The sequence below is a fragment of the Aulosira sp. FACHB-615 genome, assembly GCF_014698045.1.
Taxonomy (GTDB): Bacteria; Cyanobacteriota; Cyanobacteriia; order Cyanobacteriales; family Nostocaceae; genus Nostoc_B.
Map to the genome: position 1 here is coordinate 46820 of NZ_JACJSE010000017.1, position 16963 is coordinate 63782.

Below are 16963 nucleotides of genomic sequence, written 5' to 3' on the forward strand. Positions count from 1 at the left end.
AGCTTGCTGACAGGCGATCGCTCATACTAAAAAATAGTCAACTAGCACATACATTAAATAGATGTTTTCCTGTCCCAGCAAATCTCAGACACCCCATAGTGGCTATCATTGGGATGGTAGCGATCGCCGTTTTTTTGAAGGCTGGTATTATCGTGTAACCTTGCCAGACTGCGGACAAACCTTTGCTTTCATGTACTCCATTGAAGATCCCACTGGTGGTAAAGCTTATAGTGGTGGTGCAGCCCAAGTCCTCGGCCCAAACGATGAGTATTTATGCCGGACTTTTCCCGATGTAGAAAAATTTTGGGCTAGTCGAGATGTCTTAGCTTTAGGACATTGGGGAAAAACCAACCTCAACACTCAACCCATATACCTTTTACCCACAGAATTTGCACAACATATTCAAGAAGGTTACCAAGCCACAGCTAAGATCAATCAGGGAATCATTCGTGATCCTGCAACGGGTTTTTATTGTCGCTGGTTGTACGAAATTCAGCCGATATATGGTTGGGGAAATCACAATAGTCTTCAGCAATCAACTGCTGGCTGGCTGTCATTTTCACAGATTTTTGAACCGGGCTGGCAAATTTTAATGGCGCACGGTTTAGCTAGTGGTTGGATAGACTGGAACGGCAAAATTTATGAATTTACCAACGCGCCAGCCTATGGTGAGAAAAACTGGGGCGGGGCGTTTCCGCAAAAATGGTTTTGGCTCAACTGTAATTGCTTTGATGGCGAACCTGACTTAGCATTAACCGCAGGTGGTGGTAGACGCGGTGTATTGTGGTGGATGGAATCTGTCGCCATGATTGGAGTGCATTATCAAGGCAAATTTTATGAATTTGTCCCTTGGAACTCCCAAGTGCAATGGAAAATTCAACCTTGGGGTAGATGGCAAATGCACGCTAGAAATTTAAACTACGAGGTTGAGTTGACAGGAACTACGCATCTACCAGGTACACCCCTACGTGCGCCGACAACAAATGGCTTAATGCACTGTTGTCGAGATACTATGCAAGGAAATCTGAATTTGGAGTTGCGAAAAATTAGTGACAAACAATCTCAAATTATCCTAAAATCACAGAGTTCTCTGTGTGGTTTAGAAATAGGTGGTGGTTCTTGGGACAGTTCGTGGCACTCTAGCTGAAACTACTGCTATTATATTTATGCTTCGTAGTTGGGGCTGTAGCTCAGTTGGATAGAGCGAGCGCCTCCTAAGCGCTAGGCCGTGCGTTCGAGACGCACCAGTCCCGTCGTTGTATCAAAGTAAAGTTCAACAAATTTGGTCAGCAGTTTTTACGGAATCTTCCGAATTTGTGTGAATTTAACTCTTAAATACCTGCTGATTGGTTTTATGTCCAGTTCGGTAGGCATAAACAGCAAATTCCCTAGACAAAACAGGGTAGATTTGCTAAAAATCTGCTAGTCTAACTTATACTTTTAGCTTATTCAGAGAATCTACGTCTTAGTCACACGAAATCATAGAGCCTTGAAGAACAATTTTTTGTTTACAGGTAAATCTTTTCGGTTTATGGTTCTTACCTTACCGATATTATTTTGGTTCGGTTACAAAGAAGTTCAAAAACAAACCCAGCCACCTCAAGCAGTATTGGTATTGGGTGGTTCAACCAAAAAATTAGAAAGAGAGAAATTTACTGCGGAGTTTGTACGTAAGCATCCGAAGTTACCCATCTGGATTACGGGTGGAAGTCCCCCTAGAACAACTCGCAGTGTATTTGTCAAGGCTGGTGTTGATCCCAAGAGATTACACTTGGATTATGAAGCGGTAGATACAGTTACTAATTTTACCAGCTTAGTAGATGATTTGAAAGCCAAGGGGATAAAAAGAGTTTATTTGATTACTTCTGATTTCCACATGCGTCGTGCTTCGGTTATTGGTGAGATCATCTTAGGTAGCCGAGGAATTGACTTTCAGCCAGTTTCTGTTCCTTCAAAATCGCCACCGGAACCGATAGAAAAATCTATCCGTGATGGAGCTAGAGCGTTAATGTGGGTAGCAACTGGTTATACTGGTGCAAATGATCCTAGCAAGGGTGGTAAATCCAGAATTGAGAGTAGAAGATAAAAAGTAAAAGAGCAAAAATCTATTTTTTACTTTTTACTTTTTACTTTGTTAGTTGCCTATGCAGCCATTTCTTGTACTAGCACAAAGGGCTGTACTATTAGAGTATTAAAGCGTTTTTGACGATCGCCATTCCATATTCCCACTTGGTCTACGGAAGGTTTGGTAATTAGTTGCTCATCAATCCACTGTTGTACAGATTGGGTGTTATCATTTGCGATCGCTTCTCCTACATCTAACAAACTTAGCCCTTGTGCTACCAAAATCACTGCATCGCGCTGCACATGGGGAATTAACCAATCCCATTCCGCCTCATCTAAACCTTCTGTTAACTCTGCTCTTAAATCTGACATGATTGCACGTTCATCTTGATATACATTCGATTTTACATGAGAGGTTAGGAGCTAGAGTCTGGGGGATATATAGGCATCCTATTTTAGATATTAATCAGAGAGACAAGGTAGACAAGGTAGACAAGGGAGATAGATGTTGGTAAATCATTTAGGGTAATTATCTACAGCTTCGCACAGACAAAATTCATACCTCTAACTGAGATTTATAACTACAGATAGATGTCAATCTATAATCGTCAATTATTGACAGTTATTCTTAATTCTTATACTATTGAAGAAATTAGTTGCAAATATTTTGCAACTTTTTTTGTGCCATTTTTGTGATTTTAAGGTGATGCCCAACAACTTGCTTCTGGGTAAAGAGCAACTATTCAGCCGTCGTCAACTGCTGAAACTGGGAATATGCGGTGCTGGGGTTGCTGGTACTGCGGCACTTTGGCATACTCTGAATGCACAAAGCAAGTCGATAGTCAAAGTCCCACCGTTGGCAATAGCAGCAACAAGCCAAACTACAAATCCTATGCAAATGCTACGAAATTTCGATTATGGCGTAGTGAAGCAGGAGAACGGACGGACTGTCAGAGAATTTCAGTTAACTGCGGGGACTTCTGTCATTCAGCTTAATAGTGCTGTTTCCTATAATGTTTGGGATTTAAATGGTCGTATTCCAGGGCCGACGTTACGGGCGAAGCAAGGCGAACGTGTGCGGATACTATTTCTCAATAAGGCGGGACATTCTCACTCTCTACATTTTCATGGTGTTCATCCCGCAGAGATGGACGGTATTCGTCCAGTCAGCAATGGTAGTGCAGCAATTTATGAATTTGACGCAGAACCTTATGGGGTTCACTTATACCACTGCCATATTGCACCAGTGACTCGTCATATTGCCAAGGGTTTATATGGGATGTTTATTATTGATCCTCCCACACCGCGCCCCCCGGCTGATGAGATGGTGTTAGTCATGGCTGGATATGATGTCAATGACGACAGCCACAATGAATATTATGCTTTTAACGGATTACCACATCACTTCATGGATAATCCCATCCCAATTTATCAAAATCAATTGATTCGTTTGTATGTTCTTAACATCATTGAATATGATCCGGCGGTGACTTTTCACTTACACGCCAACTTCTTTGATGTGTACCGCAGTGGAATGACGATGACTCCCAGTGAGAAGACGGATGTGATTACGATGGGTGTTGCAGAACGACACATTTTAGAATTTGCTTTCCGCTATCCAGGTAAGTATATGTTCCATCCTCATCAAGATGCGATCGCAGAAAATGGTTGCATGGGTCAATTTGAAGTAATTGCTGATAAATCTTCGCAACCTCCTCGCAAAACTTCTTAACTAAATTCAACGAGTAAATTTACGTCAAATCAACAACAAACAGTAATGTTAGTAGCTTTATATCTCAAATATATTGAAAAAAACATTAAAATACATACAAAATTTTAATCACTAGTTGCTAAAGTATGGCATTAGCTAGAAAATGAGCATAGCTAAATCTACGACACTAAGTCATACAAGCTGTTAAAAACATGAAAAAATTTAAATACTTTTGTTTAACTATTGCTACTGCTGCAATTGTCAGCCTGAGTGCTTGTAACAACACCCCAACCGCAGAAAATCCCTCTGCGCCAGCAACCACTTCACCCTCAACAGCCCAAGTCACAGAAGCGACAACTCATAGCGGTCATGGCGGCAAAGCAAAAATTAATATTAATACAGCGATATTGTCAGAATTAGATAAATTTGAAGCAAAATTAGGTGTACCGGCTTTATCCAACAAAATTCAAGCTAGTCGTCCTTATGCTAGTCCCGAAGATTTAGTGACTAAAAAAGTAATTACCCAAGAACAGTTCGACCAAATTAAAGACCAAGTAACAGTTCAGGAAGTTGTGTTAACAGGTGAAACCAAAGATGTCGATTATATGACAAAGTTAGGCTTAATGAAAGGACACCTGTTAGTAGCCCAAGAATTGTTAGACAAAAACCTGCCAAAACAAGCCGAACCTCATATTGGACACCCAGTTGAGGAAATTTATGTGGATGTCGAAGATCAGTTGAATGAACGCAAAGTGAAAGAATTCAAGACAACTTTGGTGAGTTTGCAAGATTTAGTCAAATCAAATCCCAAGAATGCCAAAGTTAAAACTGATTTTACTGCTTCTGTAGAATCTGTAGATGGTGCGATCGCAGTTCTACCAGAAGCGCAACGCACAAAGCCAGGATTTGTGCTTCAGGTAATTAATGGCTTGTTGGATGCAGCTAACTCTGAATATGGGGCAGCGATCGCAGATGGTAAAATAGCCGCAGCCATTGAATATCAAGACTCTCGTGGTTTTGTGGTTTATGCCGATGACTTATATAAAAGTATTTCTAGCCAAGTAGCGCAAAGTAGCCCCGATGCAAATAAAGCCATAGAAGCTAGTTTCAGTGACTTGGTAAAAGTTTGGCCTAGCGCCGTTCCTCCCGCCAAACCAGTCAAAACCCCCGTAGAAGTGACTCAGTTAATCAAAACCATTGAGCAGAATTCTCAAAAAATCATTGATAAATCAAGTACAAAAGCACAGCGATAGACTCTAAACTAACAAAAAAGTAGAGAGTCAAACGTTTAAAATAAGTGAGCTATGAGCAAATAATTAGAGATGAAACGTAAAAGTTTCCTGTGCTTCATTCCTAATTAATGACTCATCAGGCTCCATTTATATATTGCTGAACTTAACAACTGATGCAAGAACTCGACCAAACTAAGACTATAGAACTCCTCAACACCATAATGGAATTTGAGTTAGCAGGAGTAGTACGCTACACACATTATTCCTTGATGGTGACTGGCCCGAATCGTATTCCCATTGTGGCTTTTTTCAAAGCCCAAGCCAGTGAATCTTTACTTCATGCTCAACAAGTCGGGGAAATTCTCACAGGTTTAGATGGACATCCCACCCTGAGAATTGCCCCAATGGAAGAAACTTATAAGCATTCCGTCAGAGACATTTTGGCAGAAAGCTTATCTCATGAAAAGAAAGCATTAGAATTGTACAAAACTCTCTTAGATACTGTCAGCAATGCTAGTGTCTATTTAGAAGAATTTGCCCGTGGCATGATTGGACAAGAAGAACTGCATAATCTCGAATTGAAAAAAATGCTGCGAGATTTTAGCTAATAGTTAATACTCAATAGTCAATGGTAAAAAATTATCAACTTTCAACTCTTGACTTTAGACTATTGACTTTAGAAGATGTTTTAAAAACTATCTCGTTAGTTGCAAAACATTTTAGATTCCCCCTAAATCCAAGCCACTGAGGGATTCGGGGAACCTGTCCAACCCAGTGGCTCCCTTAAAAAGGGGAAACTTGAAGTAAATTCCCCCTTTTTAAGGCTACGGTGTACACACAAGTCGTCCAAATTACAATGAAGGCAATTTGTAGTTTTTGCTTAATTGTTTTATTTCTGCTGGGCTGGAGTGGAAATGCAATAGCTGGTGAATTATCTGAACATTTAGAAAACTTTCCTCAGTGGAAAAAATTAACTTCTGTACAGCCAGCTTCTGATGATTTAGCTTATCCTGAATGGATGGCTGGTACTTGGAAAGTGACAAGTACATTAGCAGATTTAGCAGCGCCATTAGCACCAGATATTGTTACTCCTGGCTTTGAAAGTAACCGTAAACAACTGAATCAGCCTGTAAGTTTTATTGTCAGATTTATTAAAACAAAACCATCAATAGAAACTGGTATAAAATTTATTCCACAAATCAATAATTTACCACCAGTTTTAGTAGCAGATAGAGCCTTTAATAGTTTGAATTTGGCTAAGGCTTATTTAGGTAAAGAGGCAGTATTATCTGTGAAGGTTGATCCAGATTCGCCTAATCGCCAAATTACATTGTTACGTGGAGAACGGCAATTAGTCTCGATTGTCACAGCACGGGCTATAGAAAGTATTTCCGAGTATAAATACATCACAGCAGAAGTTTTTCAACAACTATTTAAAGGCAGTTCTCGCCCTTATTTTAATTCTGTAGAATCTACAACTGCTTACCATAAATTAGCGACAACTAATCCTACTATTGAGGCAGATCAAGTTACTGCTGTTTATCTTTCTCCCCAAGATCCAGATTATTTTCGGGCGGTTTCTCAACCAGTTGCGCTTTATCGCTATCGCTTAGAATTTTTTCCTGTAGAAGATAATTATCACCCAGAAGAATGATTTGCTAAATTAGCTCTTGACTATTTTGTAATACGTATGTAGTATAGTGTTCCAAGCTCACGATCGCACTCTTGGACAGAATAGATCATGGCAACATTTCGAGATATTCTCAACTATTATCGTCCCCACTGGAAACTGAGCCTTTTCAGTATTACTGCATCGAGCATTTACGAAATTATTGATTTGATTGTCCCCTATGCGATTGGGCAGATTTTAAACGTTTTGTCTAACCAACCGTTAGATAAACCTTTACAAAGTGCGATCGCATCTATTTCTGAAGTTAGTAATTACCCAGTCGGTAAAACCCTATCTTTGGTAGTTTTACTCGGTTTAATTTTTATCGTAACGGTAGTGCGAGCGCCTACACAACCTTGGTTAACTCATTGGTTTCATTGGGATATCGCCTTAAAGTTGCGTCGCACTAAAAGTCAAACAGCTATAGAAAAAATTCTCACTCTCCCTTTAGAATTCTATGATGTAAATAATCCTGGACGCATTGCCGGCAGAGTAGCTAGAGGTATTTCCAACCACACTTGGACTTATCCAGAAATTGCCGGACAGTTGATTCCCAAATTATTACGTGTGTTGGGAATTTTTGTGTTTATCTTGTTAATTGAGTGGCGAATTGCGCTGTTATATCTGATTTCTTTTGTAGTTATCCTCGGTTTTAGTTTAAAAGATTTACAGCGAATAATCTGGCATGAAAGCCGTGTAGATAGATACGCTGAAGATACAGAAAGTCGCACATCAGAAATCATCACAAATATCAAAACAGTCAAAGCATTTGCTACAGAAAGCCAAGAACTTAAACGCCAAAATCTGCGTTTGCAAAGGGAACTGACAGTAGTTGATTATCGTATCCACAAAGGTTACGTGAAACTGGCTACTTGGCAGAGAAGCGTCATTCAGTTTTGTGTGTTTATGATTTTGGGGTTAACTTTAGCAGCCACAGTTAATGGTCGAATTTCTCTCGGTCATTTTGTGATGACCTTGACTCTTTCTAGCATGGCTTATGCTGAACTCGAACCAATTAGCACCTTAGCAGAAGTTTTTGCACGCCGCTATTCTTCAATGTTGCGGTTTCACGAATTTTTGCAAGCACCAACAGGATCAGATGCAGCTAGTTTATTAAATGCAGAAACCGAGACAGAATCACCCTATACATTTACAGGGAAATTAGAGTTCTCACAAGTGAGTTTTGGATATGATGCTAACCGTAAAGTATTACAAGACATCAACTTATTAATTGAACCTTACCAAACAGTCGCTTTAGTTGGGCGTTCTGGTTCTGGTAAATCAACTTTAGTGAAACTACTATTACGGTATTTTGAACCTCAAGATGGTCAAATTCTGATTGATGGGCAGGATATTCGTACCTTGGATGTGGGTAAGTATAGACGCAGATTGGCGATCGTTCACCAAGAGGTAGATGTTTTTAACGGCACAATTTTGGACAACCTCACCTACGGTAGAGCAAACGCCACCTTGGAAGAGGTGCAAGAAGCCTGTAAAATTGCCAGAGTTGATGAGGTACTCCAGACCCTACCCCAAGGCTATTACACCGTTGTTGGGGAACGTGGCGTGAGGCTATCTGGCGGACAAAGACAGCGCCTCGGAATTGCGAGGGCGTTGTTAGTTAAACCAGATGTGCTGATTTTTGACGAAGCTACCTCCAGCTTAGATTATGAATCAGAACGTTCCATTCAATTAGCAATGCGATCGATTCAAGGGACTTGTACCACAATTGTGATTGCTCACCGTTTGAGTACAGTCCGCGAAGCCGACAAAATTGTAGTGTTAGAAAAAGGCAGAATTGCGGAAGTTGGTAGCCACGAAGAACTACTGCGTCATGAAGGTATTTACCAACGCTTACACTCTTTACAAGAAACAGGCGAACTATTAAGTTAATCTCTAGTCGCAGTCAAAGATAGTAACCAAGGGTGGGTATGATTATCCTCACCCTACACACATCTCTGGAAACTGAGTGACATACTCCCACACTGATGCAAGCATACAGTGTGGGCTTCTCATCCAATCCAGCTATTGCTTCTCCTGACGGAGACGCTACGCGAACGGAGGCGATGAGCTTTGTTTTGAGTCCACGGAATGCCCTACCGCAGACTATGCAATTTCTTACCTTGTACCCTACAAATTTCACTGTCCTGGATGAGATGCTGGCTGTCTTGCAAAGTTTGGCGGGACGGAAACCGACACCGCCAACTTTGCGCTATTTGCTCTATCGGACAAACCCGAAGGTAATTTGTATTAATCAAGATGTGCCTACTTACTTTTATGCTGTGCAACGGAGTCGCTTACCAATGATCGCAGTGCCACTGGGCAGAGGCTTATCAGACACCAATACGGGCGAAGTTAACCAAAATAATTATACCAGAAAAACAAGGGATCATGGTGACTCCTCACCGACCCCTTGTCCTGTCAAGCCGAAGGCTGGAATTGGTTAGGGGTCAGTTCGTCGCCACCCAAAAATTCATCTCATCGCTCCTGCTGTCGCAGTGAGCGAGAGGCTTCTTTTTGTTTTAGCTAAAAACTTTTCTCGCTCCCCTTGCAGTTATGAAAATCTACTGCTAAGATAATAAATCGTGGGACATGCGGGTCGGTGTCCGAGTGGTTAATGGAGACGGACTGTAAATCCGTTGGTTTACGCCTACGCTGGTTCAAATCCAGCCCGGCCCACCTTCTCAAAGTGAAATTATGAGTTATAATGACTGAGTATTCAGCAGAGTTAACAGCATTATAGCTCATAACTCCAAAGATATGTTAAGCCCGTGTGGCTCAGTGGTAGAGCACACCCTTGGTAAGGGTGAGGTCACGAGTTCAATCCTCGTCACGGGCTTTTGATAAAACCCTTACTACAGTTAGTCTTCAAGGTTCAGTTGGTGGAAAGCAATAAACTCTCTTAAATAAATTTCTACCAATTTTCTACCAATTGTAAATACTACCAAATGAAATATTTTGTATTCAGTACATCTGTATCGATAGAAAATATTATTACCTACCAATTTTCTACCAATAGTACATTTGTAGGAAATTAACACATTTATATAGTTTATAGAATTATTGCACCTCCTTACTAGTGATTCTTGATTTAGTCAAGCTTTGTAAACATACAGCTACTAGATGGTTAAAAATATACAAATCATTTATACTCCAAAAGCTTTATAGCCAAATTAATAATTCTTAGGGATGTTAAGGAAACGGGACTCCTAACTTTGCTAGTAATAAATCATTCATCTCAAAATTTAATCTCAGTTAGTGTTTAAAAGCACTGACAGGCGTATAATCTATTAGCCTTGATGATAATTGTGCGTCTATGCCTGCCAACACAACAGAGTTAGAAAAACGTTTATGGGATGCTGCTGATGAGCTAAGGGCAAACTCTCGGCTGAAATCTTCAGAGTATTCTGTACCCGTACTGGGGTTAATCTTTCTCCGTTATGCAGACTGGAAGTTTACCCAAGCTGAGAAGGACTTAAAAAGCAAGGGAAGCGGTAGAAGAAAAATTGGTAAAGGTGATTATCAGGCTAAGGGTGTGATGTACTTGCCTGAGAACGCACGTTTTTCTAAATTACTAGAGTTACCAGAGAGTGCAGATTTTGGTAAAGCTATTAACCAAGCCATGAAGGCGATAGAAGATGAAAATACAGATTTAAATGGTGCTTTACCTAAAAACTATAATCGTCTCGATAATGAGTTACTGATAGAACTACTCAAAAAATTTAGCAAGATTGATTTTGGTGCTGACTTAGAAGGGGATGCTTTCGGGAAGATTTACGAATACTTCCTTGGTAAGTTTGCCATGAGTGAAGGGCAAAAAGGCGGAGAATTCTTTACACCTACTTCTATAGTTAAATTAATAGTTGAAATCTTAGAACCATATCACGGACGTATCTATGACCCAGCCTGTGGTTCTGGTGGTATGTTTGTACAAAGTGCAAAGTTTGTAGAAAGACATAAAAAGAACCCTAACCAAGAAATTAGTATTTATGGTCAAGAGAAAGTAGGGGAGACTGTTAACTTATGTCAGATGAACCTAGCAGTACATGGACTTTCAGGAGACATTAAACAGGGCAATACTTATTATGAAGTTAACCACGCCAATATAGATATAGGTCAATTTGATTTTGTAATGGCTAATCCACCATTTAATGTTGATAAGGTGGATAAAGAGCGAATGCAAGGCGATATTCGCTTTAACGAGTTAGGATTACCCAAGGTAGATAATGCTAACTATATTTGGATTCATTTGTTTTACAGTGCCTTAAATGAGACTGGTAGAGCAGGGTTTGTTATGGCTAACTCTGCCAGTGATGCTAGAGGTTCTGAGTTAGAAATTCGTAAGAAGTTAATACAGTTAGGTGTAGTAGATGTCATGGTTACTGTAGGTTCTAACTTCTTCTACACCGTAACTTTACCTTGTACTTTATGGTTTTTAGATAAGGGTAAAGTAGATACAATTCGTAAAAATAAAGTTTTATTTATTGATGCTAGACATATTTACACACAAATAGACAGAGCGCATCGAGAATTTACACCAGAACAGATTGAATTTATCGCTAATATTGTCAGGCTATACAGAGGTGAAGCGGTAGAAAATACTAATGGTAGTGATGCACTACTGAAAGAGAAATTCCCAGAAGGTAAATATATTGATGTCACTGGGTTATGTAAGGTAGCAACTATTGATGATATTGAGGCACAGGGTTGGAGTTTAAACCCTGGTCGTTATGTAGGAGTAGCTGAAAAAGTAGTAGAGGATTTTGATTTTGCTGAGAAATTGGAAGAGTTGAATGAGGAATTGGAAGTTTTGAATGCTGAGGCTAGAGAGTTAGAAGATAAAATTGCTGAGAATGTGGTGATGTTACTGGAGGGTATATCAAAATGAACCAGAACATAACACTGAAAGATGTCTGTGAATTGGTTGTTGACTGTGAGCATAAAACTGCACCAACACAATCAACTGGCTACCCTTCAATAAGGACACCTAATATTGGAAGAGGGAGACTAATACTTGATAATGTAAATCGTGTTTCAGAGGACACTTACAAAGCTTGGACTAAGAGAGCTATTCCTCAATCTGGTGATTTAATTCTAGCTCGTGAAGCTCCTATTGGAAATGTTGCTATCATTCCTCAAAACTTAAAAGTTTGTTTAGGACAGAGAACTGTATTAATTAGGGCTGATAATAATAAAATTGACTCTCATTATCTTTGTTATCTACTACTAGGTGATGAAATCCAAGGGAAAATACTTGGTTTATCAAATGGTGCAACTGTACACCATTTGAATATGCGGGATATTCGTAATTTAGAATTACCTAAACTACCTCCACTCCCCACCCAAATAAAAATAGCATCCATTCTCTCAGCCTATGATGACCTAATTGAAAACAATACAAAACGCATCAAGATATTAGAAGAAATGGCGCAATTTCTCTACCATGAGTGGTTTGTAAAATTCCGCTTCCCTGGTCATGAACAGGTAAAAATGGTTGAGTCAGAGTTAGGTTTAATTCCTGAAGGCTGGAATGTTAAAAAACTTGAACAGCTTGGATTACTGGCAAGAGGAAAATCAAAACATCGTCCAAGAAATGACCCTTCTTTGTTTGGGGGCAATTATCCCTTTATTCAAACCGGGGAAGTTAAAGAAGCATTTTTATATATTACGAATTATACTCAAACCTATAATGATAATGGTTTAGCTCAAAGTAAACTTTGGGAAGGAGATACACTATTAATTACAATAGCTGCCAACATTGCAGAAACAGCAATACTAAATTTTCGGGCTTGTTTTCCAGATAGTATAGTTGGATTCGTACCAGATACTAATTTAGTAAGTGCAGAATTTATTAAATACTCTATTGATACTATCAAAATCAGGATGCAGAATGTTTCTAAAGGTACTACTCAAGATAACTTAAGTTTAGAAAAAATAAAAATATTTAATTTTTTACTACCTGAGCAAAAGATTATGCAGTTATTTATCAATATGACTACTCCTCTGTTTTTACAGATAAAAAACTTACTTTTGAAAAATCAAAATCTCCGCAAAACCCGTGACCTACTTCTTCCCAAACTTATTTCAGGAGAGATAGATTTAGAAAAACTGAACATTGACAGGCTAGATATTGCTGCTTGACTCAAGCTAACTATTTAATAAGTAGATATTTTTATTATCAGGATAATAGAAAAAATTGGATTTTGACTTACGTTAGGTCAATCAATGGCAAAATCAGAAAAATTTGTATTAAATTCATAGTCATCAAATCTCATCAAATAACCATTGTGAGCTATAAATTTGAATTCATTACCTACTATATTTTCAATTATTTGACCCTGATTATAACGGTTAGTATACTTAAGCTTTAAAATTGAACCTTCAGCCATTTTAATAACTGCTGCACATAAAGCATTTTCTTTCTCAAGATAGTTATTACCATTTAATTTGCCATAGTAATTACCATACGAACCTAGCAAGACTGCAAATTCACCCTCAAATTCGTAATACGGTTGTGCAGCATATAAAGGTACTTCCAAAGATACAATTACATCTTTACTAACAGGTGAACTTTCTTCTTTAATAAAGTTAATATTATTAAGGTTTTTATGGCAACTTCCATACTTTATAAGTATTTCTTCTCCAGAAAATTTACGCTCATTGAGCTTAATTTTTAATTCTTGCTTAGTTGAGTCAGTCAAAATAATAGGTAAGATATTTATACTTGAATTATCAGACTGCACAGTTCTAATAGCCCAGCCATATATTTGAGTTTTAAAGTACGGTACATCGTCAATAAATTGCAGATAAATACCCTCTTCCGGCTTGTAGTTCTTGTAATTGTATTTATCATAAGGATTTGGATTTAGCCTGAATAAACGCATAAATTAGCACTGATTTATATCTTTTAAAACATAAAGTTTTACTTCAACAAGAATGCAGAAATTGGTGTGCTTTTCTACATTAATTTGCAGTTAAAGCATTTTTCTTCAGTCGAGGGCTTACATATAGTTATATATTATACTCATCATACTAGCCTAACTTAAATAGCTTCAAGTATAACTGGGTATAACCTACATAATAAAAATACACCAGCATCTATGCCCTATCCTCACCCTGACTCAGAACAAGCGTTAGAAAACTCCACAATTCAACTATTCTCCGAAATAGGCTGGAATACTGCCAATTGCTACGATGAAGAACTAGGCACAAATGGCACATTAGGCAGACTAACCAGGGATGAGGTAGTGTTACTTCCCAAACTGCGTACAGCCTTAACCAGACTTAACCCAGACTTACCAGATGAAGCCTTAGAACTCGCTACAGAAGAACTTACCCGCAGTCGTAACACCTTAAGTTTAGAAAACGCTAACCGAGAAATTCACCAAATACTAAAAACAGGCATCAAGGTACACTTCAAAGATGCCAATGATGAGGAACAGGTAGAAACAGTCAAGGTTATTGACTGGGAACATCCGACCAATAATGATTTTTTCCTAGCTTCTCAGTTCTGGGTGACAGGAGAAATCTATACTAGACGTGCTGACTTGATAGGCTTTATTAATGGTTTACCCTTAGTATTTATTGAACTTAAAGCCCATCACAAACGCTTAGAACTAGCCTATAAAAACAATCTCCAAGACTACAAACAAACAATTCCTCAGCTTTTCTGGTATAACGCCTTTATCATACTTTCTAATGGCAGTAAAAGCCGTATAGGTAGCCTAACAGCATCCTGGGAACACTACAGCGAATGGAAGAAAATCAACAGTGAAGGGGAACAAGGCATAATTTCCCTAGACACAATAATTAGGGGAACTTGTGAAAAGTCAAAACTGTTAGACCTGTTAGAAAATTTTATCTTCTTCTACACTGCAAAAGGTTCATTAGTCAAAGTAGTTGCTAAAAATCATCAATTTCTAGGCGTTAACAGTGCTATTGAGGGAGTTCAGCATATTCAAGACAACCAAGGTAAATTAGGTGTATTTTGGCATACCCAAGGAAGCGGTAAAAGCTACTCAATGGTGTTCTTCTCGCAAAAAATACTCCGTAAATTAGCAGGAAATTGGACATTTTTAATCATCACCGATAGAGAAGACCTAGACAACCAAATTTATAAAAACTTTGCCTACGCTGGTGTAGTCACAGAACCAGAAAATGAAGTTAGAGCCAAAAACGCTGAACATTTAAAGCAATTACTCAAAGAAGACCACCGCTATATATTTACCTTAATTCAAAAATTCCGCACCGAAAAAGGTGAAAGCTACCCTAAACTATCTGACCGTTCAGACATCATTGTAATTGCCGATGAAGCTCACCGTAGCCAATACGATACATTCGCCTTAAACATAAGAAATGCTCTACCAAATGCAGCATTTATTGGTTTTACAGGTACACCTTTGATGGCAGGAGAAGAAAGAACTAGAGAGGTATTTGGTGATTATGTTAGTATTTACAACTTCCGTCAATCGATAGAAGATGAGGCTACAGTACCTCTCTACTACGAAAATCGTATTCCTGAACTTCAGCTTACCAATGATGACCTTAATGAAGATATGCAGCGCATCATTGAAAATGCAATGCTGGATGAAGAACAGGAAAATAATCTTGAGCGTCAATGCACTAGAGAATATCAAGTTATTGTTAGAGAAGACCGCCTAGAAACGATAGCGGCTGATATGGTGACACACTTCTTAGGTAGAGGCTACAAGAGTAAAGCAATGGTAGTCTCTATTGATAGATTTACTGCTGTCAAAATGTACAACAAAGTACAGAAATATTGGCAACAACATTTAACTAAACTTAAATCTGAACTTGCTACACCTAATCTGAGTGAATTTGAACAAAAGAAACTATCTAAACAAATTTGCTACATGGAAGAAACAGACATGGCGGTGATAGTTTCTCAATCACAGGGTGAAGTAGAAGCTTTCCAGAAGAAAGGTTTAGATATTACACCGCACCGTAAACGCATAGTAAGTGAATCACCTGGACTAGATGAGAAATTCAAAGATGCAGATAACCCGCTAAGGATAGTCTTTGTTTGTGCAATGTGGATTACAGGTTTTGATGTACCTAGCTGTTCCACTATCTACTTAGATAAACCTATGCGGAATCATACCCTAATGCAAACCATAGCAAGGGCTAACCGTGTATTCAAAGATAAAGTTAACGGCTTAATAGTTGACTATATAGGCGTATTCCGAGATTTAGAACAAGCCTTAGCAATATATGGTTCTGCATCTGGCGGTGGTATTCGTGAAGGGGAGACACCAGTTAAAGACAAATCCGCATTAGTAGAACAACTGCGGGATACCATAAGTGAAGCTAAAACTTTCTGTACCGCTAAAGGTATAGCCTTTAGCACGTTAGAAAATATTCAAGATGCTTTTTTACGTACCAAAGTCTGGGATGAGGCTGTAGAGGCTATTTTAATTAATGATGATTCTAAACGTACTTATTTTTCTATCACCAGTCATGTAACCAAACTATATAAGGCGATTCTACCTGATACGGCTGCTAATGAATTTTCTAACGTTCAAACCATTTTAGAGAGACTAGCAGAGAAAATCCGCTTAACACTTCCAGATACAGATGTTTCTGACGTAATGGAAGAAGTAGGGGAACTTTTAGATGATTCTATTATTGCTGGTGAGTTTGTCATCTCCAGTAATCCAAAGCAATTAGTAAACCTCAGTCAACTAGACTTTGAAGAACTACAAGCAAGATTTAACAGTGGTTATAAGCGTACTGAAGCAGAAAAGCTCAAAGGTACTATCAACCAAAAACTTCAGCAGATGGTTCAGTTAAATAGAACCCGCATCAACTATTTAGAGAAATTCCAAAGCATGATAGATGAGTATAATGCAGGTTCTCGAAATGTGGAATGGTTTTTTAGTCAGTTAATTAACTTTGCTCAAGATTTAACGGTAGAAGATAAAAGAGCAATGTCAAATAATTTAACTGAAGAAGAATTAGCGATTTTTGACTTGCTGACTCAAGCAGAAATTAAGTTAAGTAAACAGGAACAGCAGGAAGTAAAACAAGTAGCTAGGGAACTACTAGAGACGTTAAAAAAAGAAAAGTTAGTTTTAGATTGGCGAAAACGTCAGCAGACTAGAGCAGGTGTAGAGGTAACTATTAAAGATATTTTAGATAAACTTCCCGAAAGTTACTCAGCCGAAGTGTATGAGAAAAAATGTTTAGAAGTTTATCAGCATATTTATGAATCATACTCTGGTCAAGGTTTTACCATATATGAAACATTGAAGGATTAATCTAAATTCT

At 38.6% G+C, this 16963-nt stretch carries 13 protein-coding genes and 3 tRNA genes; 14 read left to right on the top strand and 2 right to left on the bottom strand.

All coding sequences use genetic code 11. The annotated features are described in order from the left end of the window. The first annotated feature begins 61 nt into the window (after positions 1-61). From H6G77_RS22985 to H6G77_RS22995, 3 genes are all read left to right on the top strand, one after another. The gene (locus H6G77_RS22985) at positions 62-1147 is read left to right on the top strand and encodes a tocopherol cyclase family protein (RefSeq protein ID WP_190872822.1); all 1086 of its coding nucleotides are present in this window, start codon (positions 62-64) and stop codon (positions 1145-1147) included. 32 nt (positions 1148-1179) lie between these two features. Continuing rightward, positions 1180-1253 (top strand) — tRNA-Arg (locus H6G77_RS22990). 278 nt (positions 1254-1531) lie between these two features. Further along, positions 1532-2086, top strand: a complete 555-nt coding sequence (locus H6G77_RS22995; RefSeq protein ID WP_190591562.1) for a YdcF family protein — start codon at positions 1532-1534, stop codon at positions 2084-2086. A 56-nt stretch (positions 2087-2142) separates the two neighbouring features. Here the strand turns inward: H6G77_RS22995 and H6G77_RS23000 are convergent, their stop codons facing one another. After that, entirely contained in the window at positions 2143-2436 is a 294-nt protein-coding gene (locus H6G77_RS23000; RefSeq protein WP_190591543.1) for a DUF2288 domain-containing protein, read from the bottom strand. Positions 2437-2770: 334 nt separating this feature from the next. Here H6G77_RS23000 and H6G77_RS23005 point away from each other — a divergent pair, with 334 nt between their 5' ends. The 10 genes from H6G77_RS23005 (at position 2771) to H6G77_RS23050 (ending at position 12817) form a co-directional block, all read left to right on the top strand. After that, positions 2771-3796, top strand: coding sequence for a multicopper oxidase domain-containing protein (locus H6G77_RS23005; protein WP_190591544.1), 1026 nt, complete (start codon positions 2771-2773; stop codon positions 3794-3796). A 191-nt stretch (positions 3797-3987) separates the two neighbouring features. Further along, entirely contained in the window at positions 3988-5028 is a 1041-nt protein-coding gene (locus H6G77_RS23010) for a helix-hairpin-helix domain-containing protein (RefSeq protein WP_190872823.1), read from the top strand. A 152-nt stretch (positions 5029-5180) separates the two neighbouring features. Then, entirely contained in the window at positions 5181-5615 is a 435-nt protein-coding gene (locus H6G77_RS23015; RefSeq protein WP_190591546.1) for a bacterioferritin, read from the top strand. Positions 5616-5863: 248 nt separating this feature from the next. Next, a complete protein-coding gene (locus H6G77_RS23020) occupies positions 5864-6661 on the top strand; it encodes a DUF6816 family protein (protein WP_190872824.1) in 798 nt (265 codons plus the stop codon). A gap of 87 nt (positions 6662-6748) precedes the next feature. Further along, positions 6749-8569 (top strand): ABC transporter ATP-binding protein, encoded by a 1821-nt coding sequence (locus H6G77_RS23025; RefSeq protein ID WP_190872825.1) that lies wholly within the window; start codon positions 6749-6751, stop codon positions 8567-8569. A 95-nt stretch (positions 8570-8664) separates the two neighbouring features. Continuing rightward, on the top strand, positions 8665-9123 hold the full coding sequence (locus tag H6G77_RS23030) for a hypothetical protein (protein WP_190677790.1): 459 nt from the start codon (positions 8665-8667) through the stop codon (positions 9121-9123). Between the two features lie 149 nt (positions 9124-9272). Next, positions 9273-9355 (top strand) — tRNA-Tyr (locus tag H6G77_RS23035). Positions 9356-9443: 88 nt separating this feature from the next. Continuing rightward, positions 9444-9515, top strand: a tRNA-Thr gene (locus tag H6G77_RS23040). Between the two features lie 477 nt (positions 9516-9992). Continuing rightward, positions 9993-11564 carry a class I SAM-dependent DNA methyltransferase gene (locus H6G77_RS23045; protein ID WP_190872826.1) on the top strand — a complete coding sequence of 524 codons (1572 nt, stop codon included), beginning with the start codon at positions 9993-9995 and terminating at the stop codon, positions 11562-11564. Then, on the top strand, positions 11561-12817 hold the full coding sequence (locus H6G77_RS23050; protein ID WP_190872827.1) for a restriction endonuclease subunit S: 1257 nt from the start codon (positions 11561-11563) through the stop codon (positions 12815-12817). The genes H6G77_RS23045 and H6G77_RS23050 overlap by 4 nt, the downstream gene beginning before the upstream one ends. Before the next feature lie 77 nt (positions 12818-12894). Here H6G77_RS23050 and H6G77_RS23055 read toward each other — a convergent pair whose 3' ends face one another. After that, positions 12895-13560, bottom strand: a complete 666-nt coding sequence (locus H6G77_RS23055) for a hypothetical protein (protein WP_190872828.1) — start codon at positions 13558-13560, stop codon at positions 12895-12897. 216 nt (positions 13561-13776) lie between these two features. Between H6G77_RS23055 and H6G77_RS23060 the strand changes: the two genes are divergently transcribed. Further along, on the top strand, positions 13777-16953 hold the full coding sequence (locus H6G77_RS23060; protein WP_190872829.1) for a type I restriction endonuclease subunit R: 3177 nt from the start codon (positions 13777-13779) through the stop codon (positions 16951-16953). Positions 16954-16963 lie beyond the last annotated feature (10 nt).

Excerpts from the sequence above, each read along its gene's own strand:
- H6G77_RS23060 (WP_190872829.1), top strand. The coding sequence starts at position 13,777 with ATGCCCTATCCTCACCCTGACTCAGAACAAGCGTTAGAAAACTCCACA.
- H6G77_RS23030 (WP_190677790.1), top strand. The coding sequence starts at position 8,665 with ATGCAAGCATACAGTGTGGGCTTCTCATCCAATCCAGCTATTGCTTCT.
- H6G77_RS23015 (WP_190591546.1), top strand. The coding sequence starts at position 5,181 with ATGCAAGAACTCGACCAAACTAAGACTATAGAACTCCTCAACACCATA.
- H6G77_RS23000 (WP_190591543.1), bottom strand. The coding sequence starts at position 2,436 with ATGTCAGATTTAAGAGCAGAGTTAACAGAAGGTTTAGATGAGGCGGAA.
- H6G77_RS23010 (WP_190872823.1), top strand. The coding sequence starts at position 3,988 with ATGAAAAAATTTAAATACTTTTGTTTAACTATTGCTACTGCTGCAATT.
- H6G77_RS23050 (WP_190872827.1), top strand. The coding sequence starts at position 11,561 with ATGAACCAGAACATAACACTGAAAGATGTCTGTGAATTGGTTGTTGAC.
- H6G77_RS23055 (WP_190872828.1), bottom strand. The coding sequence starts at position 13,560 with ATGCGTTTATTCAGGCTAAATCCAAATCCTTATGATAAATACAATTAC.
- H6G77_RS22995 (WP_190591562.1), top strand. The coding sequence starts at position 1,532 with ATGGTTCTTACCTTACCGATATTATTTTGGTTCGGTTACAAAGAAGTT.
- H6G77_RS23025 (WP_190872825.1), top strand. The coding sequence starts at position 6,749 with ATGGCAACATTTCGAGATATTCTCAACTATTATCGTCCCCACTGGAAA.
- H6G77_RS23005 (WP_190591544.1), top strand. The coding sequence starts at position 2,771 with ATGCCCAACAACTTGCTTCTGGGTAAAGAGCAACTATTCAGCCGTCGT.
- H6G77_RS22985 (WP_190872822.1), top strand. The coding sequence starts at position 62 with ATGTTTTCCTGTCCCAGCAAATCTCAGACACCCCATAGTGGCTATCAT.
- H6G77_RS23045 (WP_190872826.1), top strand. The coding sequence starts at position 9,993 with ATGCCTGCCAACACAACAGAGTTAGAAAAACGTTTATGGGATGCTGCT.
- H6G77_RS23020 (WP_190872824.1), top strand. The coding sequence starts at position 5,864 with ATGAAGGCAATTTGTAGTTTTTGCTTAATTGTTTTATTTCTGCTGGGC.